The organism is Bacillus sp. NEAU-Y102 (genome assembly GCF_054788175.1).
Map to the genome: position 1 here is coordinate 105,240 of NZ_JBTWFK010000004.1, position 25,691 is coordinate 130,930.

A 25,691-nucleotide genomic window follows, 5' to 3' on the forward strand; every position below is an offset into this window, starting at 1 on the left:
ATGGGGATAGAGGAATTAAATAGTCAAAAATCTGGTTTATTAAGTAGTATAAGTTATCAACAAGGGCAATTGGCTGAATTACAAATGAAACTAAGAAGAGTAATAACGGCAAAAGGGAACTTTGTAAATAATCTTGAAGCAATTAGACAAAATCAAGAGCAGTTTAAGTCTTTAGAAATAAACGAAAGTAGTTGGAAAGGGCAAAGAGCAACTACTTTTAAAGAAACGTATGAACAACAAGTCATTTCGAATTTAGGGAAATTTATCGGAGAACTAGGAAGAGTGCAAGAAGACATCGATCAAGCCATACAGCGGCTTGAAAGAGAAATCGCTGCATGTGAGTCAAGTATTGCTTCTTTAAGTAGAAGTGTTTCAATGGTTGACGCTAGTATTCAAGTAGAAGTACAGAAGGCGGGGAAATGATAAATGGGGGAAATTAAATTAAATAAAGGGGTATTTGATGCGAAAGTAAGTGAATTGAAAAGTAGTGCTAGTGATTTAGGTAAGACTAAATTTAATGGTATGCAGTTACATCGTACGAATTTAAGTAAACTGAAAAAATATTGTGAAGCGATTGAAAAACTTTCTCAGAAAGTTCAGCGATATGAGAAATTGTTAGAAAATGATATAAGTAGAGTACAAGAAATTGGAGCAAAAATGGTAGAGAAAGATGCAAAACTTGGGCAAGAACTAAAAGTTGGTATACAGCAGCACTAGAAAAACATTCTACGTAAAAATGAAATAAGGGGAGAGAAACGTGGATAAAAATATTGAATTACAAGAAGTAAACGAATTACAAAAAAGATTTCAAACAAGTGCTGACGAACTAAATCAATATTTTGAAACTTTATTAGGGAAAATAGATGATTTGAACCAACTTAATTCTTTTCAAGGGAAAGCAGCAGATGAAATAAAGAGGTATTTTTCTAGAGTACATGGTACTACGATTGCTGGATTTCAAATTGCAGCGGAAGAGCTGAAAAATGAATTTCAAAAAGCAATAGAGAGTTTTAATAGTACAGTTGATAGTGATAGTGACACAAAGATTTATGGGAACTATTTAGATAATGTAAAGAAAAAAATTAATGGATACAGCAATGAATTTGATCGTTCTAATGAAGAAGCAAAACAAACTATATCGACTATAGCAGACATTGTCCCAACTCAGTATCCATCATCTTCAGGAATATCTGAAGGAATCCAAAAAAGTCAAAAGGAAATTAGTGATACGCTAGAAAAATTAGAAACGTATAATAGTCAGCAAAATGAACTTCAACATTTTAATGAAATGTTAAGTTCATTAGACAAGGGAATGAAAGAAATACAAGCAGCCAATGGAGATTTTTCTAGTAAGATAGTCGAAAAAATTATGGCTGGTGGATGGAATGGAAACTTAATAAATGGTATTTCGAATCATATGACGGCGTTTGATATACAACAAAAAGGAACAAAATTTTTAATAGCTGCCTTTGCTCGTATGTATTATGCTAAAAAGAATTATGATTTTAAAGCAATTTTTGATCCTGATTCTCGAAAAGGAAAAGGGAAGTTTACACTATCAACACGTCAAAAAGAAGATTTAGTGGAAGTATTCAAATTACTAAAGATGGATAGTAGTGATGATAGTATATTTCGTTACGTAAAAAATGGGCTTAAAATGGATGGTGTAGAAAATTCGAGAATCACGAATGAACAAGTAAGAAAAGCAAGAAAAGGAATTTATAAGTTACCGGAATTTCAAGATTTTCACAAATTTCATCAGGATCGGAGTCAAAATGGATTAACTACTGCAATTAAAGAAAGGGGATGGAGTTCGTTTAAAACGGAGTATGTAAAAGGGTTAAAGGATTTACATCCTGGAAAATGGAAAGAAGCCTTTAAAGAACTTGGGAAAACTGGTAAGTTTTTAAAAGGGGCCGCTATATTTGGAGCGGTTGTGTCAGTTGGAAATAACATTGCAGAGGCTCAAAAAAATGGATGGCAGCGAGAGGATATAGTTGATATAGCAACAGATTCAGCAGTAGATATTGGAGCAACTGCTGGAGCAGCAGCAGCTGGTGCAGTAGCGGGATCATTTTTCGTTCCGCCTGTTGGCACTGTTGTAGGAGCTGGGGTGGCAGTTGGTGCTACTTGGTTAATGAATTATAAATGGGGAGGAAAAGACAATGCAATCGATTATGCGAAAAATGGAGTTAAACAAATAACGAAAAAGATTTGGTCTTTATTTTGATAATTAAGTTATATAGCATAAAAGGAGTAATTTATTGATGTGGAATATAAAAGAAGAGGATTTATATGAGTTTCGAATGACATGTAAAAATCGCCTAAGTCCTGAAGGGGCTACAGGTTTTATGATGGGAGGAATACTCTTTAGTTCAATTGCTATATTTTCTATCGTACTAGGAGGTGGTTTGGATTACAGTGCACTTCTTTTTGATATGGCAATTGTAAAGTTGCAAGTTTTTTTATATTGCTTGCAAGTAATCTTTTTAATACTATATTTATTTCCAAAAGCTCGTTTTAAATTTCAAAAGTTACAGACCCTTGTGGTATTATTATATGCATTTCAAATGGCGACTATATTACTTACAGTCCTAGTTGTTTCTGAAATAGCTAATAATTCAATGGATCAAATTACATTAAGCTATGTAGGGTTATTATATTTTGGAGGGATAATTTTTCATATCGTTACAACTATAGATACTTTTAAGCAAGCAAGTGAAGGTGCATTTAGTACGGATGAGAGGTCGCGGTCATTTTTTAGTAGAACAAAAGGGAATATGATGACTGGTAGCTTTATATATGTATTAATACTTCTTATTTTGATTTATTTTCATAATGACTATACTTTCGATACATTTATGGGATATATAATAGGGAGTGTTTTATTGTACGCAGTAGCCTTAGGTGCAGCTGAATTTCAGCTTCTAGTGTACTGTAAATTTAAATTTAAATCATTTAATATGACGTGGGAAGAGAATGAGAGAAAACGTCAGAGATTTAGAAAATATAATAAAAAAAACAAATCAAAAAGTAGATAATAAAAGAAATGAATTTTTGCTATAGCATAAGTTGTTAATTTATGTGTATGAAATGAGAAGTTGCAAGTTTCTATTCGAATTAGAAAGAAATAAAGATAAGGGGAGTAGATGTTGTGAAAGTTCAATATAAAGCATTATCACTATTAAATTTAATTAGTATTACTCAAGTCGTCAAAAAAGAAGATTGGTTACTACCTGCTATTGCGCTGAGAAATCAAGTTATCCGTAATGGGATTTATGCAGTAGGACCGGTTCTTTTTAAATATAAACCACTTGAAAATGAACCAGCATATGGTGAATATACATATTGTGTTCCGGTAAATGAACGTGTGGAACTGGGGGGAGATTCTGCATATGAATACATTGATGGTTTAATAATTGAAGATGCTTTAAGTGTGCGTTTTACGGATGAAGATGGTGATATTGAAGATGTGTATAATTTAATACACGAGGTGGCAAATCAAAACCATATTAAATTAGATAGTAGTTTTTATCATGTATGCTTAGATGTATACGGTGATACTTGGTTAGATATTTACGCTCCTATTATAGAAGTAGGTGAAACCGTAAAATGATTATAGAAGGTCAAAGTATTGCATATACAAATGTTGTTTCAAAAGAATACTATATTCATTATACCTATATGAAAGATTCGATTGACGATTTTATGCTAGAAATAGAAAAAGCGAACTTAACAGCAAAAGGTCCACTATTTTATGCATTGAAAAATGTTCCTTCAGATGAAAATATGTATATTGAATTATTTATGCCGATATATGAGGATAAAGTTCCACCATTAGAAACAATGAAATTTAGAAGCTATTACTATGTAGATGACATGCTTGTGAAACGATTGACAGGAGATTATGAAACATTAACCGAGTATGCATATGCTGAGATGCTTCAGTATATGGAAGATAATGAACTTGATATGATTTCACCTATTTATCATATTTTTAGCGGTGATGAAGAGCTACAGTATGTTGAAATAAAAATTGCAGTGGATACACAATAATAATTTAGTGTACTTTTAATTCTGGAAATATGAAAAGTAAAAACCAGATTTTAGTTTCGTTTTATAGAAGAATAATATAAAGGTATTCTTGAATTAAGAGTTCTAATTGTTGTTTTTAGTAGGAAGGGAGTCTACATATGTGGCTATTTTCAAAAGAAAAAACTGTATATTTTCAACAAGAGTGTGAGGATAAAACTGGGGAATTAATTAAGCAGCAAATATTGGAGAAAGTATCAATAGATGATTGCATAATAGCTGCTGAAATGATTGATGTATTGTTTATATATCCTGAACTTGCAGAAGAACTTGCAAGGGTTTTATATATGAGTAATAAAGAATTATTCCGAACGGTTGCTATGTTCGTTGGCACATTTGAAATTTTTGTGCAAGTCTCAAACACAACGAAAGTTATTATCCAATGTATTCCGGTAGATGAAGAAATGGAAGAAGAAGTGTTTTCGGATATGAAAGTGATTGGTTTTAAATATAAGAAAAAGTCCACTGATGAAGAGATAGAAGAAATAGCAGAGTGGATGCTGGAATATAAAAAGATGTGTAAAAAAATAGCAGAGCACTATGAAATAGCTCAAAAAGAATCATTATTATAATGTAAGAATATCTGAGATTGATAAAACCTTCTCTTCTGGTTAGAATGAGGAGGTTTTTTATTCTAAGATTTATATGTAATTGATTGAATAATTCGACATGAGATTTTTCAGTTGGATCAATCAGAATGGGTAGTAGTTACGTTCTGCAGTTCGCTCTGTTCTTATGTCGAAAGGGAAAATTTACTCGAAAGTCAATTTGTAAAAAGGGGAAGGTGTTATTTTGAATAAGGATCGAAATGTTTTGGAAACAGAGAAAAGTTTTTTTGAAAGGAAAATAGTATCTATCTATAAAGTGTTAGAATTTATAATGAAATATACAATGATTCTAATAATAATAATGTCAATATTTGTGATAATTGCTGCTGTTTATTTTAAAATATATGAGGGTATAGGGGCGGGTGTATTCCTCGTAATCTCGTCATTATTTGCATATTTGGTATTTTTTAAGAAAAGTAAAAATGCCTAAATTAATAGCGGAAATAAAAATCCAAAAATCAACAATTATAATACGTTATTTGAAGAGGGGAAATTTTGTATATAGCATGAATATATAACAGCAGGAAAACCTTCTTTTTTCGTTAAAATGAGAAGGTTTTTATTTTTAATCTACATGATTTAAATGAATGTTGTTAAAGGTGGGGCACTTGAATGTGGAAAATAAAAGAAGAAGATTTAGATCAATTTAGGGTAATATGTAAACGTCGATTAAGCCCTGAGGGTGCTTTAGGTTTTATGATAGGGACAATAGTGTACGTTTCAGTTATGATGTTTTTTCTTATAGGTACTTTAGTAACGTTTGGTTGGGACTACTATACTACTTTATTTGAAAAAACAATTGTTCAAATTGAACTTGTGCTATATAGCTTGCAAATAATTTTTTTAATTCTATATTCATTTCCAAAAGCTAGATTCAAATTTCAAAAGTTACAAACGATTGTCGTATTATTATATGCATTTCAATTAGGTACAATATTATTCACGGCTTTAATTCTTCCTGGAATGTCGGATTATACAATCGACGGAATTACATTGGTATATGTAGGTTTCTTATTTATAGGAGCAGTAATTGTTCATATTGTGACAACGATTGATACGTTTAAACAGGCAAGTGAAGGTGCTTTTAGTATGAATGAAAGACCCGCTTCTTTTTTTAGTAAAACAAAAGGAGCTATGATGAAAGTAGCTTCAATATACGCATTAATCCTACTTGTTTTGATTTATTTTCATAATGATTATGCGTTTGATACTTTTACTGGATATGTAATAGGTACTGTTTTACTGTACACAGTAGCCGTTGGTGCAGCAGAATTCCAGCTATTGGTGTACTGTAGATTCAAATTTAAATCATTTCATATGACGTGGGAAGAGAATGAGAGAATGCGTGGGAGAATTCGAAAACAAAATAAGAAATTCAAAACGAAAAATAAATAATATATTAATAGAATTTTAGTGTACGAATAATAATTGAAACGTATAGAAGGTGAAAAACTGCATGTGGAATATAAAAGAAGAAGATTTAGATAAGTTTCGAATGACATGTAATGATCGTTTAAGTCCTGAGGGGGCTATGGTTTTCTTTATTGGAGGGATAGTTTATACTTCAGTATTTATGTTTTTTATTTTTATGGGGGGCTTGGAGTATTATAATACTTTCTTTGACAAAACAATTGTTAAAATTGAAATTGTTTTATATAGCTTACAATTCATCTTTTTAATTCTATATTCATTTCCAAAAGCACGTTATAAATTTCAAAAGTTACAAACGCTAGTTGTATTATTATATGCATTTCAATTAGGGACAATAACATTTACAGCGTTAGTTCTTCCTGGGATATCTGATTATTCAATTGACCAAATGACTTTAATTTGTGTAGGGTTATTATTTGTAGGAGCAGCTATCGTTCATATTGTGACAACAATTGATACATTTAAACAAGCGAGTGAAGGTGCGTTTAGTAAGGATGAAAGATCCATCTCATTTTTTAGTAAAAGAAAAGGAGATGTGATGAAGTGGGCTACAATATATGCGCTAATCCTGTTTATTTTGATATATTTTCATAATGGTTATGGAATTGATGTTTTAGTTCTTTATGCGGTAGGTATTGTTTTACTGTATACAGTAGCCATTGGAGCGGCAGAATTTCAACTATTGGTGTACTGTAGATTTAAATTCAAGTCATTTAATATGTCATGGGAAGAGAATGAGAGAATGCGAGGGAGAATTCGAAAGCGAAATACAAAATCCAAATCGAAAAGTAAATAAGAGTGAAATAGAATTGAAGTAAATGGAAATTATTTAAACTGTATAGAAGGTGAAATGTCAAGGTGTGGAATATAAAAGAAGAAGATTTAGATAAGTTTAGGATGACATGTAATGATCGTTTAAGTCCTGAGGGGGCTACAGGATTTATGTTTGGAGGAATACTATTTAGTTCAATAACCATTTTTTCTATTGTTTTATCAGCCGGGTGGGATTACTGCATGCTTCTCTTTAATATAGGAATTGTTAAGTTAGAAGTATTCTTATATATTATACAAATAATTCTTTTCGTCATTTATTCATTTCCGATAGCTCAATTTAAATTTCAAAAACTACAAACCCTTGTCGTATTATTATGTTCATTCCAATTGGCAACAATAGCTCCTATTGCTTTGACTGTTACTAAAATGGCTAATAATTCAATTGATTGGATTACAATACTGTATGCGGGTTTATTGCTTTTAGGAGCAGTAATTTTTCATATCGTAACAACAATAGATACATTTAAATTGGCAAGTGAAGGTGCGTTTAGTATGGATGAGAGGTCTGCTTCTTTCTTTAGTAAAACAAAAGGAAAGATGATGAAGTGGGCTACACTATACGCAGTAACTATTCTTATTTTGATATATTTTCATAACGATTATGGGTTTGATGATTTATTTATGTATGTAGTAGGGACCTTTTTAATGTATACGATAGCAATCGGTGCAGCTGAATTTCAGCTATTAGCATATTGCAGATTTAAATTTCCGTCATTTAATAAAACGTGGGAGCAACATAAAAGAGAGACTCCAAGATATCAAAAGAAAAATAAAAAAAGTAAATCGAAACGTAAGGCATAAAGAAAGTGTGTATTGTAAGTTTTGATGATGAAAAAGTAATAATTTATAGGAGAGTATTTGAACTACGAAAAGAAAATTTACTTATGTAAGGTGATAAAAGTGATTAGTAGGTTATCTAATTGAAAATATAGAGTGGGTAGTGTGATGATGAAATGAACAAAAAAAGGGTTTCTAAAATGATTACTATCATAATAGCAATCAGCCTATTACAAGCATGTAGTTTTTTTGAAAAAAAGATAGATTATGAGCCGTTTGTCAAAGCTTTGGATGAAGGTGACATGAAAAAGGTTATGTCTGCGAGTGATGATGGATATGCGTATGTGAAACAAAGAGGTATATATAGTACATATGAGCAAAAGGAAGATGGAGAGCACAGTAAAACAATTTATCAAACTTCGAAAGGTATATATAATACGAAAGATAAAAGTTTATATGGAAATACAACACAAGAAATTACCTCGAAAGTAGATAATAAAAATTATAGAGAAGAAGTTAATTATAGTACAAATATTAGTTATGAGAATGGACAGGTACAAAGTACGGATTCAAGTCTGGATGTTTCATACGTGAACTTAATTGTAGATCGTTTAAAAGGGATTGGGAAACTAAAGATGAAGCCAGGAGATGATATAAAAAAGTTTGGTCAGCCTAGTACTGTTGGATATAAACTAACTGAATCAGAGTTTCAAAGTATTATTAATGATAAGTTGAAAATACAATATGATGAATATGGTGGTGGATCGATCGCACTGCATATTGAGTTTACAAAGGGTTCAGAGCAGATATTGGAAGTAAGTATTGTAATGAATTATAATAAGAGAAATGAAGAAGGAAAGTTAGTAGAACACATATCACAAATACATACATATTTTGATAGTCACCAAGGTAATAACAAAGATGCGAAACAGGAATATATTGATTTTAAAGCAAAGTATAATGAGACGCAGTAATATTTAGAAGGGCATTTGTACGGAAAGATAATAGCGATATAAGTGTGATAAGTGTTTCATAAATATAGTGGAAAGAATTTGAGGATAAACGCCCCAATTGCTGGAGTAGATGCAACTGGGGCGTTTATCCCGCTTTAATGGGCAGTAAGACCCCCACCTCAAAATGCAGCGAAAGCAAAGAAGTTAGGTGGGGGATGGAGAAAACCCCCCACTGATTAAAGTTTCACTTTATCTGTCTAAATTTAGTTTGAATGCATACCATTTTTTAGTTAGAGTCCTCGCTCCTCAAGTAGTTTCTTCATAATAACGGTGTGAAGTTTTTGTGTAATCGGCTTTTATTGCTAAGTTACAACTATTTCCTCTTATAGAGTACTTCTTATTATCGATACATCGTCCACATTCCAATGTCTTTAAATCCTAGTCGTTTATAAATTCGTCCAGCAGCTGGATTGTTATAAAATAAACAAAGTGTTCGGCCTTCTTTCGTAAAGTCTTGGATCATTTTTTGTAATATGAGTGAAGCGTAGCCATTTCCGCGATAATTCGGGTGTGTACATACACCAACTACCATAGCGGATAATGAATTTTCAGCGGAAGTAGAGGCGGATGCGATGATCACGCCATCTTTTTCAATATAGTATGTGCGTCCTGTATTTGTTTCGATAGTCTGACTTAATATTTTCTCTGATTCATTGGTAGTCGGAAATTCAGCGATGTCACTTCGTAATTTCATAATTCGTTCTATATCATCGAGTGAGGCAAGTTTAATTGTTTCATGAATTGGTGTGCTAGGTAAGTTGTTGTCATTTAGACATTCGCAAAAATACATTTCATTTTTAGTACCTAGTTGTATATTTGAAGCAGTTTCAAATTGTTCTACGATAGTCGACTTACCAGAGAGTTTAAGTGGCTTATATGCGGAAAGAAGTGCCTCATAATCAGTGGTAATAAATTCTTCTTTACTATAGGGTATAAATGAATCGTGGAATCGGAGTAGAATTGATTTTAATGTTCCATTCTCTTTAAATACTCCCCATAATTCTTGAAAATCTGTGTCATAACCGAAAGCTTCAATATCTCCAATAATAAACAAGTTAAGGGCTGCTTCTTCTTTTAGATAAGCGAATACTTGTTCATGATCTTTCTTTGTTAATTTTCGCATCATAACGAATCGACCTCTTTTTTATTTTTCTAAATATTACAACTTAAGTTTTTTGAAATCAATATAAAATTTTATGTTTAGTTCACAAACTTTCGGAAAAACTAGGAAAGATATGACAAAGGAGGTTATGAACGGTGGATCATCCAATTCAAGGGTTAATGAAAGCAGCAATGGAAAATTTAAAAGAAATGGTTGATGTAAATACGATTGTTGGAGAGCCTGTTCAAACGGCTGACGGTGGTGTGGTGTTAACGGTTTCTAAAGTAGCGTTCGGTTTTGGAGCAGGAGGTTCTGATTTCCAAACGAATGATGGACAAAGAGCGAACGGTAACGCTGCATTTGGTGGCGGTAGCGCGGGTGGTGTTTCGATTACACCAGTAGCATTTCTTGTGGTGAATAAAGATGGAGTAAATATTCTTCATTTACAAAATGCGACACATTTAGCAGAAAAAATGATTGAATTAGCTCCGCAAACAATTGATAAAATTCAATCGATGTTCCAAAAAGAAGAAAAGAAAGAGGGAAATCATCATCCTCAAAACCCTGATGAAATCCTTTAAAAACGCCTGCTTATGAGCAGGCGTTTTTTCTTGTAATCACTATGTAATAAAACACATGAAATTGTAAATAGTTTTTGAAGTTTTTTCTATGTTTCTAAAATTTTTCATGTTAAAATATGCTATAGAATTGAAACATATAAAACGAAGGTGGCTAGGTGCTTTGTCTGGAGGATCTGACCAAGTAAAGAATATGATATATATTAATGGTAATCGTCGAGGTCATTGTTTTATTACATCAGGAATTACGTTTAAAGAGTTTGCGAGTAACATCCCTTCACCGCTTCATCAAGTGTTGCTTTTGAAGCACAACTTTGAATGGACGGATTTTCATTATCATACTTTATTTGAATATGTTGAGGAAGAAAATATACATAAGTTAATTCAAGCAGAGATTGATGAATTTGATGAATTTTGTTGGGTAGATTTTGATGATGCAAGCGATTTAGATGAATTAGAGCCGAAAGAAATTGCAGAATTATTATATTTGGCTCACAAAAAAGAACCACTTGCAAGAACATTCTTTCCGCTGTTGAAAAATCGATTTGTTTATTTTTCACATGATGACGGATGGTACAACAAAGTGTATTATCGTAGAATTGCTGATTTTGTAGGAATGTTAAGTAAAGTCATTCCGTATAAACTCGGTGCTTTCGGTAAGAAACGTTTTTCTTTCTTCCAAAAATCAAAAATTTTCCCAGCAATTTCAAAAGAATTGATCATGGGGCTGATTCCACTAATGGAAGATGGTCTTTACATAGATCTAGCAGGGAAGATTGAGTCAAGAAGAGGTCTTGAAATTCCGGTATATGTAGTTGGTTCGTATGAAAGTACGGATGAGGTGTTAGATAATATCGATGAATTGAAAGAGGAAGCAACAGAAACAGGTTGGCTCATTTTTGATAAGAAAGAACAAGAGTGGCAATGGGTTGTTGACTAAGAAAACTTGGCGTATGAAGTCAAGTTTTCTTGTCATTTGAAAGGAGTACAAATGAAGAAATATTATACAATTGTGGGTATTATAAGTATTATTCTCGTGGCAATATTACTTATAACTTGTCCGAAAGAATCAGATTTTAAAGTGTATGTAGAGGATAAGTATGCGTTGAATTGTAATGAGAGTAGTTTTGAATGCACGCAAAATGTAGATGGTAAAAAAGAAAAACTACAATTTGAAAGTACAGATGCACGAAATGGTGTATTCTTTATGACTGTAAAGCAAACATTTAAAACAGAAGCTGGTGTTTCAAAAGAATATAGCGGAGTAGGAATGTTTGGTACATTTCTTTTTGTTTCAGAGAAGACTTTCTAGTAATAGAAGGTCTTTTTTTTATGCTTATGTTCATATAGATGAAGTAAGACAAGCATAGGAGGGATAGCGATGAAGAACACATGTATCGTTTGCGGTGGTGAGGAGTTTTTTTCCTCAACGTTATATGCACGTACGAAACAAGATTGGGCATATGCACCAAACATGTATCGATTTGAAAAAGTATTTATTGAGCATCGAGATGAAGAAAATTATCCAGTGTTTCAAGAAATTACAGCGAAACATTGTTGTGGATGCGGTCATATTATGTTGTATCATGAATGAACACACCAAGTATAACTTGGTGTGTTTTTTTAAAACGCTGACAAAGCAAGCGGATAAAGTAAAGTAAATAAAACAGAAAAACTACCAAAGCCAATTGCTGTATATCCAAGTGTTCTTGCTCCGAAATTGACAGCTAATAGGCCAACTAAAATTGCTAGGGAGCCGAGCGTAACGGGATAAAAAGCAATGGAGAATAACGAAAGAAATAAGGCGACATAGCCTACCATTGCGCCGGTATTTGTACCTTCTATCTCATTTGCAATTTCTTTACGCTTATGTCTAATTGGAATGCCAGCTGGTGATATTTCAGCAGCATACTCTTCGTTTTTTTCACCACTTTTAAAATGATGATTTCTCTTTCTTCGCATGTACATCCCTCTCTTTCAATTGGGTGTATCTATAGTATCTTTCAAAATGAGAAGAGCATGAGTATGAGTTAAACCCAAGTAAAGCAAAAATTGGAGAATACGCATTCCATCGTTAACATATCCATCTCCTATTGAAGATAAAGTGTGGAATTTTTTCCACTAGGACTGATTATCAGCCAGCGACAATTGGATTTTTATGAGCAATTCTCTCCCATTAACTGGTCCGCATCCATTGAATTTTGGGGTAGGTGTCTTACTGCAAGCGGGATAAAACAGGAATTTTGGAAAATGATGTAGAATGAAATGAATGATAATACGTGAAGGTAGGGGAATGTATGACAACATTTAATTGGCATGAATCAGCAGAGAAGAAATGGGATAGTAGTGCGGAGTTTTGGAATCAAAATAGTCAGGAAATGTGGGATAGCGGGAGTAGGAGCACAATTATTCCGTTTTTTGAACAATACGTGAAGAAAGAAGCACAAGTGCTCGATGTTGGTTGTGGTGATGGGTACGGTACATATAAATTAAGTCGCGCAGGCTATAAAGCAGTGGGAGTAGATTTATCGGAAGTGATGATTCAAAAAGGTAAGGAGCGCGGAGAAGGACCAAATTTATCTTTTATAAAAGGAGATCTTTCTGCATTACCATTTGAAAATGAGCAATTTGAATCAATTATGGCAATTAATTCTTTAGAATGGACGGAAGAGCCATTACGAGCGTTAAATGAAATAAAGCGTGTGTTAAAGAAAGATGGATATGCATGTATTGCAATTTTAGGACCGACAGCAAAGCCACGAGAGAACAGTTATCCTCGCTTGTATGGAAAAGACGTTGTTTGTAATACGATGATGCCTTGGGAATTTGAACAGTTAGCGAAAGAACAAGGTTTTGAAGTTGTAGATGGCATCGGCGTATATAAGCGCGGAGTAAATGAGAAGATGCTAGGTCAACTACCTACAGAGTTACAACAATCGTTAACATTCTTATGGGTATTTATGTTAAAAAACGTATAAAGAAATGAAAGAATTTTTAGGAGGTAAATAAGTGCAGAAAATACAAAAAACTGATACAATATCATCAGAACCAATTAAAGGGGGACTAGGGTATATGACAACTACTACAACAGTGAAATCCGATATTGAAATCGCACAAGAAGCGAGTATGAAGAAGATTCAAGAAATTGCAGCTGATTTAAATATTTTAGAAGATGAATTAGAGCCATACGGGCATTATAAAGGTAAGTTATCTCTTGATATTTTTAAGCGCTTACAAGATGAGAAAGACGGTAAAGTTGTTTTAGTAACAGCGATTAACCCAACTCCAGCTGGAGAAGGTAAATCAACAGTAACAGTTGGTTTAGGTCAAGCTTTTAATAAAATTGGTAAGAAAACAGTAATTGCACTTCGTGAACCATCTCTTGGACCAACGATGGGATTAAAAGGTGGAGCAGCAGGTGGCGGTTTTTCACAAGTCGTACCAATGGAAGACATTAACCTTCACTTTACTGGAGATATCCATGCGATCACAACTGCCAATAACGCATTAGCAGCGTTTATTGATAATCATATCCAACAAGGAAACACACTTGGAATTGATACGCGTAAAATCGTTTGGAAACGCTGTGTTGACTTAAATGATCGTGCCCTTCGTAATGTAGTAATTGGTCTTGGTGGACCTGTACAAGGTGTACCACGTGAAGACGGTTTTGACATTACAGTAGCATCTGAAATTATGGCCGTGTTCTGCCTTGCAACAGATATTCAAGACTTAAAAGCACGTCTATCTCGCATCGTAGTTGCTTATAACTTTGCAAATCAACCTGTGACGGTTAAAGATTTAGGTGTAGAAGGTGCGTTAACGCTATTATTAAAAGACGCATTAAAGCCAAACTTAGTACAAACGTTAGAAAATACACCAGCTATTATTCATGGTGGACCATTTGCGAATATTGCTCACGGTTGTAACAGTGTTATCGCTACGACAATGGCAGCAAAATTAGGTGATTATGTTATTACAGAAGCTGGATTCGGTGCTGATTTAGGCGCTGAAAAGTTTTTAGATATTAAAGCCCGTGCAGCTGGTATTAAACCAGAAGCAGTTGTTATTGTTGCGACTATTCGTGCGCTTAAAATGCATGGCGGCGTTGCAAAAGATCAATTAAAAGAAGAAAATGTAGATGCATTAGCAAAAGGTATGGAAAACTTACAGAAGCATGTTGAAACAATTCAAAGCTTCGGTGTGCCTTTCGTAATTGCAATTAATAAATTCATTACAGATACAGATGCAGAAGTTACATACTTACAAGAGTGGTGTAATGAGCGTGGCTATGCAGTATCCTTAACAGAAGTTTGGGAGAAAGGTGGCCAAGGCGGAGTTGATCTTGCTGAAAAAGTACTAAAAGAAATCGAAAAAGGTGAAAACAACTACGCACCACTTTATGAATTAGAATTACCCTTAGAAGAAAAAATTCGTACAATTGCTCAAAAAGTATATGGCGCAAAAGATATTGAATTTGCTCCGAAAGCACGTAAGCAATTAGCTCAATATGAAGGAGAAGGTTGGAGTAACCTACCAGTTTGTATGGCGAAAACTCAATACTCTCTTTCTGACGATGCAACAAAATTAGGTCGTCCATCTGACTTTATCGTTACAATTCGTGAGTTAAAACCATCTATCGGTGCAGGCTTTATCGTTGCGTTAACAGGTACAATGTTAACAATGCCAGGTCTTCCAAAACAACCAGCAGCACTTCAAATGGATGTAAATGAAGATGGAAAAGCAGTAGGTTTATTCTAAAAGGTTGTAATTCATCTCGTTTATCTGTAAACTATATATACATCAAGTGGCGCCTTTCCATCGAAAGGCGCCTGTTTTTTGGAGGAAATTATGTTTGATCCAACTGCTTTTGACAATTTAAAAGTAATCGTAGAAGGTGCTGTGTATGATTTTGATCTACATGGAGATATTCTTGTAACAGATCGAAAAGATATGATGGACCTTGCTTCATTAAGTCGTATATATCATATCTCATTTCAATTAACAGAACCGTTTGAACCATTAGTAGAAGCAACATTTTCATTATCTGTGGATGCAAAGAACTTGTCTGGTGAAATACTAGAAGTGCCTCAGTTTACACCAGGTTGTGAAATGAAGCTAGCATTTTCATTCCCGTTAGAACAACCAGAAGTAGGATGCGAAGAAATTGAAACTTTAATGCGTTCTATATGGGGAAAAGAAAGAATGATTATGCAGAAAGTTTCATACGAATATAATAAGCAAGCGATTTCATATCATAATAAGGTAGAGGTTCTATTTCAAAAAGCGATTACAGAAGACCATGTTGATGATTTAATAGCTGTTATTTCACACATGATAGAAACGGTGCGAACAATACAGCATTTTCTTCAAAAATAGAGATAAAGGAGAAAAACAAATGATAAAAGATATGCAACCATTTTTACAAGAAGCTTGGGAGAAGGCTGGTTTTAAAGAATTAACTGAAATTCAAAAACAAGCGATTCCAACTATTTTAGAAGGACAAGACGTTATAGCTGAATCTCCAACTGGAACAGGAAAAACATTAGCGTACTTATTACCCCTTTTACATAAAATTAATCCTGAAGTAAAACAGCCACAAGTTGTTGTTTTAGCACCAACACGTGAACTTGTCATGCAAATTCATGAAGAGGTTCAAAAGTTTACAGCAGGAACTGAAATTTCAGGGGCATCTTTAATTGGTGGTGCAGATATTAAGCGCCAAGTTGAAAAATTAAAGAAACACCCGAGAGTAATTGTCGGTTCACCAGGACGTATTTTAGAATTAATTCGAATGAAAAAGTTAAAGATGCATGAAGTAAAAACGATTGTATTTGATGAGTTTGATCAAATTGTAAAACAAAAGATGATGGGCGCAGTACAAGATGTAATTAAATCTACAATGCGAGATCGTCAATTAGTATTCTTCTCGGCGACAATTACAAAAGCGGCAGAAGATGCTGCACGCGATTTAGCAGTTGAACCACAATTAGTGCGTATAACACGTGCAGAGTCAAAAAGCTTAGTTGAACATACGTATATCATTTGTGAGCGACGCGAAAAAAATGATTACGTAAGAAGAATTATGCATATGGGCGATGTAAAAGCAGTTGCTTTCTTAAATGACCCATTCCGTTTAGATGAAATTACTCAGAAATTGCAATTCCGTAAAATGAAAGCAGCAGCTCTTCATGCAGAAGCAAGTAAGCAAGAGCGTGAAGCGACGATGCGTGCATTCCGTGGTGGGAAACTAGAGATTCTCCTTGCTACTGATATTGCAGCACGCGGTATCGATATTGATGATTTAACACATGTAATTCACTTAGAGTTACCAGACACAGTAGACCAATACATTCACCGCTCAGGACGTACTGGACGTATGGGTAAAGAAGGAACAGTAGTTTCTCTTGTAACAGAACAAGAAGAACGTAAATTACTGCAATTTGCGAAAAAACTAGGCATCGTATTTACGAAGCAAGAAATGTTCAACGGATCATTCGTAGAAACGAAACCGAAAGCACCAAAGAAAAAGAAACCAGCATTTACTGGGAAGAAAAAGCCTAGATAAATAATGGGGAAGGCGTAACTATTTGTAGTTACGTCTTTTTTTATTTGCAATTGAATAATACAAGGAGGTTTATTAATGGTTATTAAAATGTATCTATCATCATTTTTTAAATCAACATATGTAAAAGGAAGTAATATAAAAAAAGTCGAATATTAAATTGATGCGAAATAATAAAAAGAAGGTACATATATGGATAGGAAATTAGGAATGTTTTTGAATACGAAACATATTGAAGTAAACGAAGGAATACAAAAAGCAAGGGAATGGGATTTAGAATATATTCAATTATATGCTATGAATAAAAACTTCAACTTAGCTAATATTCCAGTGGTAGAATGGACTGCTTTAAAGAAAAGCTTATCTTTTAATGGAATAAAGATTCCATCATTAGCAATTAGTTTTGGAGAAAATGGAATTACAGGAACAGAAGTTGACAGTGCAATAGATCAGATTAAATATATTACTGACAGAGGTTTGGAGCTGGGAGCAAAGATAATAACAGCTCATATTGGGAAAGTTCCAGATGATGAAAAAAGTGAGTACTATGATAAAATGATACGGGTTTGTTATGAGATAGGGGAATTAGCATTCAAACTTGGGGGAGTCTTTGCTATTGAGACGGGATCTGAAAAAACAATAGTATTAAAACAATTTTTAGAAACTGTAAACTCGAAAGGACTAGCTGTTAACTTTGACCCAGCAAATTTAATAAGTGATGTAAATGAAAATCCGGAAGAAAGTTTATTACTATTAAAAGATTATATAGTACAAACTCATATTAAAGATTGTAAAGAAGTGAAAAGCGATCGTTCAAGTAAGTATATAGAAGTAGCAGTAGGAAATGGTGAAGTGGATTTCGATATATTTTTCAAAGTATTAGATGAAATTGGATTCGACGGATATAACATGATTGAAAGAAATGATTATTTTGACGAACTGGATGGGATGAGTCAGTCGATAAATTTTGCAAAGAAGTACATACCAACTCAAAAGGAATAACGATAGCACCTGTGGAAACCTACATAGAATATAAAAAACCATTAGGGGGAAATGAAATGATCCATAAAGTTGGACAAATTATGCTGTATGTAAATAATCAAGATGAGGCAGTAAATTTTTGGACGGAAAAGGTAGGGTTTCATGTAGTAGCAGAGGAAGATAACAAGCAAGGAATGAGATGGATTGAAATCGCTCCGACTAATGGTGCTGAAACGAGCATTATACTACATAATAAAGAAGTTATTTCGAAAATGAGCCCAGAATTAAATCTTGGTACACCGTCCTTAATGTTCTTCTCAGAAAATCTGGATCAATTATATGCAGATTTAAAAAATAAAAATGTTACTGTTGGAGAAATGGTAACTATGCCTTCTGGTAAAGTATTTAACTTTGCTGATAGCGAAGGGAATTATTTTGCGGTTATGGAAAAGAACAAATAGTAATATTACTATGTGAAAATCCCCCTCAAATATATTGAGGGGGATTACATGTTTGAAGTGGATTTTTCATTAGAGAATTGATTAATATAAAATACGCCTTTTTCAATGGCTGTCTCAATATAACCAACGATTTGGTCAAACGTAAACACTTGTAAGTCTTCATGCAAATTTTGCTCCGGATACAACATATCTTCAAAAAGATACTTTCGAAAAGAAAAAACGTTTTCTTTAGAAACTTCTTCAATATCCATGATGTGAGCCTCTTGGTTGAGAAGAGAGAAGAGTTGCTGTTCTGTATCGTAATGATGAAGCAACTTTGCATTTAATAATTTAAAATCGTTATAGTACAGGGGTGCGATCGTTTCGTCATTTTCGATTCTATTTTTTAGCCAAGGTAGAAAAAAGCCGCTTAGCCAATTGTCATCGGCAATGAGATGGGTGTAATAGCCTAAGAGAAAAGGGGAATCCATATGAGCTTTATATTTTTGAAAAAAAGAATTGAAATCTATCCTTCTCGTATAGTTTTTCGTTGTACCAGCGTAAAAGTGTGAAGTTCCTTTTTCTTCTGCTGAATGAACCGCATCAGGGGCTACACCTCCAAGTATGAAAGAAGTTTTATCTTGGATATATAGTTTTTCGGCAATCTTGATAGCGATAATAGCATGCATAATTCGTGATCCCATGAATGACACCTCGGTTTCAAGTATTCATTTCAGGAAGAGGACTGAACAGTTAGTATTACTTTCCCTGTACTTTTTCTACTTTCGACCCATTCATGTGCTTTCCCTGCATCTTGAAGCGGAAAAGATTTCGTTGCTTTTACTTTTAGACTGCCATCACGTAAATAACGGAAAACTTCATTTGCAGTTTCTTGGAGTAGTTCAGGACGTTTTTTTCGTGTAGTGCCAAAGCTAAAACCGAGTATAGAGCGACAACTTGCGTGTAAATCTTTCGTTTGGAAATTACCAATTTCACCGCTAGCATTACCGAAATGAATGAGGCGACCATAATAAGCGAGACAATTTAAACTTTTTTCTGAAACCGTTCCAGAAATAGAGTCTAAAATTACATCAACCCCTTCACCGTTTGTCAGTTCGTTGACTTTCTTTACAAAATCCTCATCTTGGTGACAAATAACATAATCAGCTCCAGCATTTAAAGCTATTTTTCTTTTTACTTCACTTCCGACAGTACCAATAACGGTTCCAGCCCCTAATCGTTTTGCAAGTTGAATAGCTGTTGTACCAATTCCGCCAGCCGCAGCATGAATGAGTACAGACTCGCCTTGTTGAAGCCTTGCAACATTTGCGAGTAAATTATAGCTTGTAAAAGATACAATCGGACAAGCAGCTGCAGTTTGAAAATCGACTTCATCAGGTAAAACGAAAGTAAGGTTTTCGTTTGCGACAACGTATTCTGCGTAAGATCCATTTTGAGGAAAAGCAATGACACGTTGTCCAGGATGAATATTTTTCACTTGAGAACCGACACGTTCTACAATACCAGCGGCATCTATCCCTGGTATAAAAGGTAGTGCTTTATTTCCTTTTTTACCATAACGGGATTTAATATCGGCGAAATTCACACTAGTAGCAACAACACGAATTAAAACTTGATCTTCTGAAATAGCGGGTATATCCACATCTGTATATTTCATCACTTCAGGACCACCGAACGACGTTACAACGATAGCTTTCATTATATGTCCTCCTAAATTTGACTATATAAAACATTTTAAATGTTCATTAGAAATTGGGAAATTATATAATAGTTATGCGACTTTATAAGTGAAGCTTATGTACATATTGAATCATTATATTAATCTATATAAAAAAATTTAAAAAATCGAACGAAATAGTAATTACTTGCCAATATATAGTGTAGGACAAAGGAGGGATGGTATGTGAAGGATGAAACAGTGTATACAAATTTAATCCAATTGACTTTATCAGGAAATAAAGAAGCGTATAGCGAATTGTATGATAAAACGATTCAAGAAGTATATAAAACAGCACATTTTTTAATTGAAGATAAAACAGATGTAGATGATGTCGTTCAAGAAATATACATACAACTATATGAATCGCTTCGTAAGTATGATAGTGAGAAGCCATTTCGTCCTTGGCTAATTGGACTTGCGATTAAACAAATTCACTCTTATAGAAGAAAGAGGTGGATGCGACTACGCATTATAAAAAAAGCAGAAGAGCAAAGAAAACCAGTACAAATTGATTTTTCTAACGATGTTGTAAGTAAAATATCAAACAAAAAACTAATTGAACTCATTCATAAATTACCGTATAAATTGAAACAAGTTATTATCTTAAGATACTTACACGATTATTCACAAGAAGAAGTAGCACAAATATTACATATTCCAATTGGTACTGTGAAATCTAGAATTCATTCGGCATTAAAGAAACTACGTCAAAAAGAGCAAGTAGAAGAAATCTTTTTAGGAGAGGTAGGGAATGTGAAATGAGTTTAGATTGTAGAGTTAGAGAATCTATACGAGAAGAAGCGAAGGGGATTGTTGCCCCGCCGGAGTTAAAAGAAAAAGTAATCGTTCAAATTAAAATGAATCAAGGAGGGCGTAAGAGAAAGAAACATCTTATTGCAGGAGTGCTTGCAGCAGCTCTTTTAATCCCGACGACTGGTTTTGCGTATCAATCTATTATGGCGGATGGTATATACGGATCTTTTGAGAATTTAAAAAAACATGCCGGAGCAATGACATTAGAAACGTATATGCGTTTTAATGCAAAATTATCAGAAGCGAAAGATGAAATGGGTACGAAGGAATATGAAGAGTTTACAAAAGAAATGAAAAAATTAACTAGTGCAAAGCTTGCGTACGGAGATTCGAACGGTAATATAGATTACGATCAATTATCACCAGCTAAAAAAGAGGAATTGAAAAAGGTAGTAATGGAGCTTCATCCGTATTTTGATAAATTAAATGGCCATAAATCTAGTAAAGAAGTACTAACTCCTGAAGAGTATGAACAATATATGGAGGCATTAATGTCATATCAAACTGTGTTAGTAAAAACGAAATCGAGTGGCGGGATAACAGTAGAAGAAGTACCTGAGGCGTACAAAGAAAGATTTATTAAAGCGGAGCAGTTTATGGAGTATGTAGATGAAAAGGTGAGATAAGTAAAAAAGCTCAAAGCTTTCTTTCGTTTAACTATTACATATTGAATATGTAAACAATAAAAAATGAGTATACAATCTACGTGATTGTATACTCATTTTATTATTACTTAAATTTCCTTACCGCATGAATAGCGACTCTTACAAGTAATATCGCACTTATAAATAAACCACCGTAACCAACGACACTTAAAAATTGATCATTTGGCTCTGTCGCACTGTTTGCTAAATGCAATACGCCTACCGAAATCCCACCAAATGCAGTTCCAATAAATGCAATGAGGAATTGTGAGATAAATGTAGTAATAAACGATGCATTTGTTTCGTCAGAGAAAAAGCCAACCTTAACGGATAGTTCTCCGTTTTCTAGTTTTGAACTTAAATCATCTAGTTTTCTAGGAATGCGTCGCATGGCAGGTAACATAGCGAGTAATTCGTTTGTTGCAGCTTCTTTTAAACTAGAATAATTGTTAACTGACATGAAACTAGCTGCATGATCTTTCGCAAAGCGTTTCGCTTCGTCCATTAAATTGAATTCGGGATTTAGTTGCAGCATCGTTCCTTCTAGCGTAATTAGAGAACGGAAAGCCCCTGCAACCATTGGATAAAATGCTAATTCAAACTCAGCGATTATTTGAAATAGCCCCTGAATGAATTCTTCAGAACCATTTGTAGAACCATACGTACTTTGGATTAATAATTGACTGATAGATTGTTCTAATGCCTCTTTATCAACATTTGGCTTCTTTTCAACTAATTGAAGCAGTCCATCAAGCAAGACATAAGAATTTTTGCGCTCAAAGCCGATAAGTAGTCGCTTGAATGCATCTTGTTGTAGTGTTCCTAATCGCCCGACGGAACCGAAATCAAGTAATGCAGGTGTGCCATCACGAAGAATATACACATTACCTGGATGAGGGTCTGCATGGAAAATACCTTTAAAGAAAATTTGCTCTAAAATACAATCAAAGAGTTGTCGTTGTACTTTTTTCGTATCAATTTGTAATTCATTTAATAATGCTGACCCACTTTTAACACTTACTCCATCTAAAAATTCAAGCACAAGTATTTTTGAATTACTGTATTCTTTATATACTTTCGGTATTTTTACTTTCGTTTCGCTATTTTTTAGTGAATCAGACACTTGTTCGAAGTTACGAGCCTCAATTTTGAAATCAATTTCTTCTTTCATTGCGATGGAGAAGCCATGTGCTAAATCAAGAAATCCGATATTTTTAGCCCAAGTTGATTTGTTGGAAATCCATAAAGAAAAATGAATTAAAATATCTAAGTCACGTTTAATTGTCTCAGAAATATTAGGACGTAGTAGTTTAACGACGACATCCTGGTCGTTTTCTTTCAACTTCGCTTTATGTACTTGGCCAATAGAGGCGGCAGCTAACGGTTCCATTTCAAAGGAGCTGAAAATTTCATCTTTTGGTATATGTAGTTCCTTTTTTAATATTTCTTCAACTTGTTTTTGTGATAAACGCGTTACATTTTCCTGAAGGTTTGATAACTCGTGAATAAAAGCAGGTGGTAATAAATCAGAGCGAGTTGATAAAACTTGTCCGAATTTAATAAATACACCGCCGCATTCTTCTAGTGTATTTCGAAGTGAAGTGGCGAGCTTACGATCTGCTTCTGGCGAGCGCTTTAAAGCTAAATATTTACCCATTCCGTGTTTTATTGCAATAGAAGAGACACGCATATATCTTTTTTGTCTACCAACCTTTGCGAAGAATTTTGAAATAGGATTTCGGCTTTCCGTTACTACGTCATCCATTTCGCCTCGTCTAATAGGATCAAATAATTCAAAAACTAGGTAACAAAGCATGGATACAATTAATGAGCTTCCTAGCCAAAAATATCTATCAACACCGACAACCGATTCATCTTGATAGCGTAAATATAAAAACCAATACAGAGCTGACGTAAGTGAAACACCTAAAGTTGCTGCACTTGCTTGTTTGAAAAGATTTAGTTTTGTACCAATTAGTCGACCACTAATAAAAGACATAATGATTGCTAGTAGAAAAAATTGAAAAAACATTGTATCATTCCTCCGAATTTTATTCGATAACTGTATTATACAGGAATATAATTATTCTAAAAACAAGCCAAGGAGGTACAATCCTTGACTTGCACGATTAAATAGAGCATTCAATTATATTTTTTCATCGTTGCATTGTCCTTTTGTATAAAACAATCTAATAGTGAATAACCAGCTATTAAACTAATTATCGTAATAAAAGTTGTATTTATAAGAATAACATTAGCTAAATAAGGTAGGTATTCGCCAAGTGGTGAGAAAAGTAGTGCTGGAGAAAAGGAAATTAATATTGTAGGCACTGTAATAGCGATAAACTTATCCGGTTGAAAACGCCAGTTTTGTTTACTTGTTTCGCGATTAATGGATTGAAGGAATCGTAATAAAATGCCGACCAAAAGAGGAAAGAGTGTAAAGTAGAATAATCTTGGATAAACGTTAAAGTTCACTTGCGCGTCTGTATCTAAATAAAATTGAATCTTCACTCCAACAAATAATAATAAGACGATAAATAATGTGAAGCAGAGGTATAGCATTACTCTTTGCATTATATTCCACCATCCTTTACTCAAAATATATTCAAAAAAAGAAGAGATATACAATAACTACTGTTGTATATCTCTTCTTTTACTGTTAGTTAATAGTGGAGTTTGCTTTTTCTTGCTTCGTGAAATAATCAATAATGCCCATCGCACTAATTTCTATATCTAGATGTAAAATGTTATAAACGGAATGATCTGCTGGAACGTTTAACTTTGTAAGATGAGAAGAGATTTTATCCATTAATAAAGTTTGTAAAGCTTTAGTCGCTTCATCGAAATCATTATACTGTTCAAAGACTTCCTTACCAGTATGAACGAAAATAGGTAGCCAATGTTCCAGTTGATTATATATTTCTGTAACATGAGAGGATGCGCCGTAATGACCGAAATAAATAGTATCTACATTCATGCTTTGAATGTGATTTTTAGAAGCAATCATCGCATCTGGTTGGAATTGTGAAGGGGACGTTGATGGTAGATATAACTCTACATCAACGTCTGCGAGTTCTCTATAATAAATTCCAATTGTATCGCCAGTAAAAATCCCGTTTGTTAATGAATCGTGAATGCTAATATGGTGCTTCGCATGCCCTGGTGTATCATAAAATGTAAGGATGCGGTCTTCTGCAATTTTTAACGTATCACCATGTTGTACAATATGAACACGTTCTTCTTCAATTGGAAGAATTGGATCAAAGAGTTTATCGAAATCTTCTTTGTACACAGCTTTTGCACCTAAAATAAGTTTTGTTGGATCAATCATATGACGAGCACCACGAGAATGCACATATAACGTAGCATTTGGGCATTTTTCCATCATTAAACCAGCAGCACCGGCGTGATCTAAATGAACATGTGTAACGATAATGTTTTTAACTTCGTTTAAATCAATATGTAATTGTTGTAAGCCGTCTAAAATATACGGAAGAGAAGGGGCTGCACAAGTTTCAATTAAAGTAATATCGTCACCTAATAAAACGTACGTACCTGTTCGTTCATTATGCTGTAAATCGAAATCATCAATAAGATATAGGTGAGAAGATAATTGCTCTACTTTTTTCATATTTACCACTCCTTATATATTACATGTTTCTATTATACGCTAAAATAGAAAAAAGGCAGAAAACGAAAGCTCGTCTTCTGCCTTTTGTAATACTATTATTTCGTTTGTTGTTTATTAATAGACATAATGAACAGTCCAACAATCCCACCAACTAATGGAAGCATAATTTCTCCTGCTAAATTAAAGTAGGAGCTTAAGAATAAACCATTTACATCGATTACCCAGCCAGTAACATACAATAACATCATATATAGTACGAAATAAAACTCGCGATTTGAAATCGTTTCATGTTGTGCAGTTTTCATAATGAACACCATCCTTTTCTTTTATAATGGAATATAAACTGTCACATTTTGTTCACATTTCGATTGTAAAACTTTCCATCATAAAAGTCTAGTAGTTTGTGCCGAATTTTCGAACGGAAATAAAGCGCTATCA

General features: G+C 33.8%; 32 protein-coding genes. 24 read left to right on the top strand and 8 right to left on the bottom strand.

Features of this window, described 5'->3' with window-relative positions; translation table 11 throughout:
- The 12 genes from ACYFX0_RS12355 to ACYFX0_RS12410 all read left to right on the top strand — a co-directional run bounded on the left by ACYFX0_RS12355 (position 1) and on the right by ACYFX0_RS12410 (position 8,716).
- Positions 1-423 carry a YwqH-like family protein gene (locus ACYFX0_RS12355; RefSeq protein ID WP_071758078.1) on the top strand — a complete coding sequence of 141 codons (423 nt, stop codon included), beginning with the start codon at positions 1-3 and terminating at the stop codon, positions 421-423.
- A 3-nt stretch (positions 424-426) separates the two neighbouring features.
- A complete protein-coding gene (locus ACYFX0_RS12360; RefSeq protein ID WP_000503894.1) occupies positions 427-717 on the top strand; it encodes a TIGR04197 family type VII secretion effector in 291 nt (96 codons plus the stop codon).
- Between the two features lie 40 nt (positions 718-757).
- A complete protein-coding gene (locus ACYFX0_RS12365; RefSeq protein WP_000360013.1) occupies positions 758-2,230 on the top strand; it encodes a T7SS effector LXG polymorphic toxin in 1,473 nt (490 codons plus the stop codon).
- Positions 2,231-2,267: 37 nt separating this feature from the next.
- Positions 2,268-3,041: a hypothetical protein gene (locus tag ACYFX0_RS12370; protein WP_098906409.1), complete on the top strand. Its 774-nt coding sequence runs from the start codon at positions 2,268-2,270 to the stop codon at positions 3,039-3,041.
- Positions 3,042-3,154: 113 nt separating this feature from the next.
- Complete coding sequence (locus tag ACYFX0_RS12375; protein WP_000868166.1) at positions 3,155-3,616, top strand: DUF5085 family protein; 462 nt, start codon at positions 3,155-3,157, stop codon at positions 3,614-3,616.
- Entirely contained in the window at positions 3,613-4,056 is a 444-nt protein-coding gene (locus tag ACYFX0_RS12380) for a DUF5085 family protein (RefSeq protein WP_000582721.1), read from the top strand. The genes ACYFX0_RS12375 and ACYFX0_RS12380 overlap by 4 nt, the downstream gene beginning before the upstream one ends.
- Positions 4,057-4,193: 137 nt before the next feature.
- Complete coding sequence (locus tag ACYFX0_RS12385; RefSeq protein WP_098906410.1) at positions 4,194-4,664, top strand: hypothetical protein; 471 nt, start codon at positions 4,194-4,196, stop codon at positions 4,662-4,664.
- A gap of 220 nt (positions 4,665-4,884) precedes the next feature.
- Positions 4,885-5,130, top strand: a complete 246-nt coding sequence (locus tag ACYFX0_RS12390) for a hypothetical protein (RefSeq protein ID WP_242469794.1) — start codon at positions 4,885-4,887, stop codon at positions 5,128-5,130.
- 182 nt (positions 5,131-5,312) lie between these two features.
- Positions 5,313-6,095 (top strand): hypothetical protein, encoded by a 783-nt coding sequence (locus ACYFX0_RS12395; protein ID WP_199670283.1) that lies wholly within the window; start codon positions 5,313-5,315, stop codon positions 6,093-6,095.
- Between the two features lie 61 nt (positions 6,096-6,156).
- Positions 6,157-6,927, top strand: a complete 771-nt coding sequence (locus tag ACYFX0_RS12400) for a hypothetical protein (RefSeq protein ID WP_199670282.1) — start codon at positions 6,157-6,159, stop codon at positions 6,925-6,927.
- A gap of 62 nt (positions 6,928-6,989) precedes the next feature.
- Positions 6,990-7,766, top strand: a complete 777-nt coding sequence (locus ACYFX0_RS12405; RefSeq protein ID WP_000267120.1) for a hypothetical protein — start codon at positions 6,990-6,992, stop codon at positions 7,764-7,766.
- A 176-nt stretch (positions 7,767-7,942) separates the two neighbouring features.
- A complete protein-coding gene (locus tag ACYFX0_RS12410) occupies positions 7,943-8,716 on the top strand; it encodes a DUF3952 domain-containing protein (protein WP_000628346.1) in 774 nt (257 codons plus the stop codon).
- A gap of 379 nt (positions 8,717-9,095) precedes the next feature.
- Here ACYFX0_RS12410 and ACYFX0_RS12415 read toward each other — a convergent pair whose 3' ends face one another.
- Positions 9,096-9,881, bottom strand: coding sequence for a GNAT family N-acetyltransferase (locus ACYFX0_RS12415; RefSeq protein ID WP_000984757.1), 786 nt, complete (start codon positions 9,879-9,881; stop codon positions 9,096-9,098).
- 131 nt (positions 9,882-10,012) lie between these two features.
- Here ACYFX0_RS12415 and ytfJ point away from each other — a divergent pair, with 131 nt between their 5' ends.
- The 4 genes from ytfJ to ACYFX0_RS12435 all read left to right on the top strand — a co-directional run bounded on the left by ytfJ (position 10,013) and on the right by ACYFX0_RS12435 (position 12,029).
- On the top strand, positions 10,013-10,438 hold the full coding sequence (ytfJ, locus tag ACYFX0_RS12420; RefSeq protein WP_000349986.1) for a GerW family sporulation protein: 426 nt from the start codon (positions 10,013-10,015) through the stop codon (positions 10,436-10,438).
- Between the two features lie 160 nt (positions 10,439-10,598).
- A complete protein-coding gene (locus ACYFX0_RS12425) occupies positions 10,599-11,375 on the top strand; it encodes an oxalate:formate antiporter (protein WP_000014087.1) in 777 nt (258 codons plus the stop codon).
- 51 nt (positions 11,376-11,426) lie between these two features.
- The gene (locus tag ACYFX0_RS12430) at positions 11,427-11,747 is read left to right on the top strand and encodes a hypothetical protein (protein ID WP_000761171.1); all 321 of its coding nucleotides are present in this window, start codon (positions 11,427-11,429) and stop codon (positions 11,745-11,747) included.
- Between the two features lie 69 nt (positions 11,748-11,816).
- The gene (locus ACYFX0_RS12435) at positions 11,817-12,029 is read left to right on the top strand and encodes a hypothetical protein (protein ID WP_000798747.1); all 213 of its coding nucleotides are present in this window, start codon (positions 11,817-11,819) and stop codon (positions 12,027-12,029) included.
- A 29-nt stretch (positions 12,030-12,058) separates the two neighbouring features.
- On the opposite strand, the gene ACYFX0_RS12440 is transcribed toward ACYFX0_RS12435, so the two are convergent.
- Entirely contained in the window at positions 12,059-12,397 is a 339-nt protein-coding gene (locus ACYFX0_RS12440; RefSeq protein WP_001253201.1) for a hypothetical protein, read from the bottom strand.
- 335 nt (positions 12,398-12,732) lie between these two features.
- On the opposite strand from ACYFX0_RS12440, the gene ACYFX0_RS12445 reads away from it, so the two are divergent.
- The 6 genes from ACYFX0_RS12445 (at position 12,733) to ACYFX0_RS12470 (ending at position 18,442) form a co-directional block, all read left to right on the top strand.
- Entirely contained in the window at positions 12,733-13,413 is a 681-nt protein-coding gene (locus ACYFX0_RS12445; protein ID WP_000206579.1) for a class I SAM-dependent methyltransferase, read from the top strand.
- Between the two features lie 94 nt (positions 13,414-13,507).
- Complete coding sequence (locus ACYFX0_RS12450) at positions 13,508-15,196, top strand: formate--tetrahydrofolate ligase (RefSeq protein WP_014482011.1); 1,689 nt, start codon at positions 13,508-13,510, stop codon at positions 15,194-15,196.
- A 90-nt stretch (positions 15,197-15,286) separates the two neighbouring features.
- Positions 15,287-15,814 carry a hypothetical protein gene (locus tag ACYFX0_RS12455; RefSeq protein ID WP_000460216.1) on the top strand — a complete coding sequence of 176 codons (528 nt, stop codon included), beginning with the start codon at positions 15,287-15,289 and terminating at the stop codon, positions 15,812-15,814.
- Positions 15,815-15,833: 19 nt separating this feature from the next.
- Positions 15,834-17,003 (top strand): DEAD/DEAH box helicase, encoded by a 1,170-nt coding sequence (locus tag ACYFX0_RS12460; protein WP_000588599.1) that lies wholly within the window; start codon positions 15,834-15,836, stop codon positions 17,001-17,003.
- Between the two features lie 189 nt (positions 17,004-17,192).
- Positions 17,193-18,002, top strand: a complete 810-nt coding sequence (locus ACYFX0_RS12465) for a sugar phosphate isomerase/epimerase family protein (RefSeq protein ID WP_000375201.1) — start codon at positions 17,193-17,195, stop codon at positions 18,000-18,002.
- Between the two features lie 56 nt (positions 18,003-18,058).
- On the top strand, positions 18,059-18,442 hold the full coding sequence (locus tag ACYFX0_RS12470) for a VOC family protein (RefSeq protein WP_000581472.1): 384 nt from the start codon (positions 18,059-18,061) through the stop codon (positions 18,440-18,442).
- Positions 18,443-18,486: 44 nt separating this feature from the next.
- Here ACYFX0_RS12470 and ACYFX0_RS12475 read toward each other — a convergent pair whose 3' ends face one another.
- Entirely contained in the window at positions 18,487-19,125 is a 639-nt protein-coding gene (locus ACYFX0_RS12475; RefSeq protein WP_000535582.1) for a zinc dependent phospholipase C family protein, read from the bottom strand.
- A 29-nt stretch (positions 19,126-19,154) separates the two neighbouring features.
- The gene (locus tag ACYFX0_RS12480) at positions 19,155-20,141 is read right to left on the bottom strand and encodes a quinone oxidoreductase family protein (protein WP_000644643.1); all 987 of its coding nucleotides are present in this window, start codon (positions 20,139-20,141) and stop codon (positions 19,155-19,157) included.
- 204 nt (positions 20,142-20,345) lie between these two features.
- On the opposite strand from ACYFX0_RS12480, the gene ACYFX0_RS12485 reads away from it, so the two are divergent.
- Complete coding sequence (locus tag ACYFX0_RS12485) at positions 20,346-20,924, top strand: sigma-70 family RNA polymerase sigma factor (protein ID WP_000651123.1); 579 nt, start codon at positions 20,346-20,348, stop codon at positions 20,922-20,924.
- Positions 20,921-21,601: a DUF3600 domain-containing protein gene (locus ACYFX0_RS12490; protein WP_000050700.1), complete on the top strand. Its 681-nt coding sequence runs from the start codon at positions 20,921-20,923 to the stop codon at positions 21,599-21,601. Before ACYFX0_RS12485 ends, ACYFX0_RS12490 begins: the two co-directional genes overlap by 4 nt.
- Before the next feature lie 103 nt (positions 21,602-21,704).
- Here ACYFX0_RS12490 and ACYFX0_RS12495 read toward each other — a convergent pair whose 3' ends face one another.
- The 4 genes from ACYFX0_RS12495 to ACYFX0_RS12510 form a co-directional block, all read right to left on the bottom strand.
- On the bottom strand, positions 21,705-23,651 hold the full coding sequence (locus ACYFX0_RS12495; RefSeq protein WP_000465998.1) for an ABC1 kinase family protein: 1,947 nt from the start codon (positions 23,649-23,651) through the stop codon (positions 21,705-21,707).
- Positions 23,652-23,761: 110 nt separating this feature from the next.
- Entirely contained in the window at positions 23,762-24,196 is a 435-nt protein-coding gene (locus ACYFX0_RS12500) for a hypothetical protein (protein ID WP_460270612.1), read from the bottom strand.
- 85 nt (positions 24,197-24,281) lie between these two features.
- Entirely contained in the window at positions 24,282-25,253 is a 972-nt protein-coding gene (locus tag ACYFX0_RS12505; RefSeq protein WP_000754983.1) for an MBL fold metallo-hydrolase, read from the bottom strand.
- Positions 25,254-25,348: 95 nt separating this feature from the next.
- A complete protein-coding gene (locus ACYFX0_RS12510; RefSeq protein WP_000844984.1) occupies positions 25,349-25,558 on the bottom strand; it encodes a DUF3925 domain-containing protein in 210 nt (69 codons plus the stop codon).
- Positions 25,559-25,691 lie beyond the last annotated feature (133 nt).

What these genes read in the sequence shown, in the direction of transcription:
- ACYFX0_RS12355 (WP_071758078.1), top strand. Translation starts at nt 1, where the DNA reads ATGGGGATAGAGGAATTAAATAGTCAAAAATCTGGTTTATTAAGTAGT.
- ACYFX0_RS12360 (WP_000503894.1), top strand. Translation starts at nt 427, where the DNA reads ATGGGGGAAATTAAATTAAATAAAGGGGTATTTGATGCGAAAGTAAGT.
- ACYFX0_RS12370 (WP_098906409.1), top strand. Translation starts at nt 2,268, where the DNA reads ATGTGGAATATAAAAGAAGAGGATTTATATGAGTTTCGAATGACATGT.
- ACYFX0_RS12380 (WP_000582721.1), top strand. Translation starts at nt 3,613, where the DNA reads ATGATTATAGAAGGTCAAAGTATTGCATATACAAATGTTGTTTCAAAA.
- ACYFX0_RS12385 (WP_098906410.1), top strand. Translation starts at nt 4,194, where the DNA reads ATGTGGCTATTTTCAAAAGAAAAAACTGTATATTTTCAACAAGAGTGT.
- ACYFX0_RS12395 (WP_199670283.1), top strand. Translation starts at nt 5,313, where the DNA reads ATGTGGAAAATAAAAGAAGAAGATTTAGATCAATTTAGGGTAATATGT.
- ACYFX0_RS12400 (WP_199670282.1), top strand. Translation starts at nt 6,157, where the DNA reads ATGTGGAATATAAAAGAAGAAGATTTAGATAAGTTTCGAATGACATGT.
- ACYFX0_RS12410 (WP_000628346.1), top strand. Translation starts at nt 7,943, where the DNA reads ATGATTACTATCATAATAGCAATCAGCCTATTACAAGCATGTAGTTTT.
- ACYFX0_RS12415 (WP_000984757.1), bottom strand. Translation starts at nt 9,881, where the DNA reads ATGATGCGAAAATTAACAAAGAAAGATCATGAACAAGTATTCGCTTAT.
- ACYFX0_RS12430 (WP_000761171.1), top strand. Translation starts at nt 11,427, where the DNA reads ATGAAGAAATATTATACAATTGTGGGTATTATAAGTATTATTCTCGTG.
- ACYFX0_RS12435 (WP_000798747.1), top strand. Translation starts at nt 11,817, where the DNA reads ATGAAGAACACATGTATCGTTTGCGGTGGTGAGGAGTTTTTTTCCTCA.
- ACYFX0_RS12440 (WP_001253201.1), bottom strand. Translation starts at nt 12,397, where the DNA reads ATGCGAAGAAAGAGAAATCATCATTTTAAAAGTGGTGAAAAAAACGAA.
- ACYFX0_RS12445 (WP_000206579.1), top strand. Translation starts at nt 12,733, where the DNA reads ATGACAACATTTAATTGGCATGAATCAGCAGAGAAGAAATGGGATAGT.
- ACYFX0_RS12450 (WP_014482011.1), top strand. Translation starts at nt 13,508, where the DNA reads ATGACAACTACTACAACAGTGAAATCCGATATTGAAATCGCACAAGAA.
- ACYFX0_RS12455 (WP_000460216.1), top strand. Translation starts at nt 15,287, where the DNA reads ATGTTTGATCCAACTGCTTTTGACAATTTAAAAGTAATCGTAGAAGGT.
- ACYFX0_RS12460 (WP_000588599.1), top strand. Translation starts at nt 15,834, where the DNA reads ATGATAAAAGATATGCAACCATTTTTACAAGAAGCTTGGGAGAAGGCT.
- ACYFX0_RS12465 (WP_000375201.1), top strand. Translation starts at nt 17,193, where the DNA reads ATGGATAGGAAATTAGGAATGTTTTTGAATACGAAACATATTGAAGTA.
- ACYFX0_RS12470 (WP_000581472.1), top strand. Translation starts at nt 18,059, where the DNA reads ATGATCCATAAAGTTGGACAAATTATGCTGTATGTAAATAATCAAGAT.
- ACYFX0_RS12475 (WP_000535582.1), bottom strand. Translation starts at nt 19,125, where the DNA reads ATGGGATCACGAATTATGCATGCTATTATCGCTATCAAGATTGCCGAA.
- ACYFX0_RS12480 (WP_000644643.1), bottom strand. Translation starts at nt 20,141, where the DNA reads ATGAAAGCTATCGTTGTAACGTCGTTCGGTGGTCCTGAAGTGATGAAA.
- ACYFX0_RS12490 (WP_000050700.1), top strand. Translation starts at nt 20,921, where the DNA reads ATGAGTTTAGATTGTAGAGTTAGAGAATCTATACGAGAAGAAGCGAAG.
- ACYFX0_RS12495 (WP_000465998.1), bottom strand. Translation starts at nt 23,651, where the DNA reads ATGTTTTTTCAATTTTTTCTACTAGCAATCATTATGTCTTTTATTAGT.
- ACYFX0_RS12500 (WP_460270612.1), bottom strand. Translation starts at nt 24,196, where the DNA reads ATGCAAAGAGTAATGCTATACCTCTGCTTCACATTATTTATCGTCTTA.
- ACYFX0_RS12505 (WP_000754983.1), bottom strand. Translation starts at nt 25,253, where the DNA reads ATGAAAAAAGTAGAGCAATTATCTTCTCACCTATATCTTATTGATGAT.
- ACYFX0_RS12510 (WP_000844984.1), bottom strand. Translation starts at nt 25,558, where the DNA reads ATGAAAACTGCACAACATGAAACGATTTCAAATCGCGAGTTTTATTTC.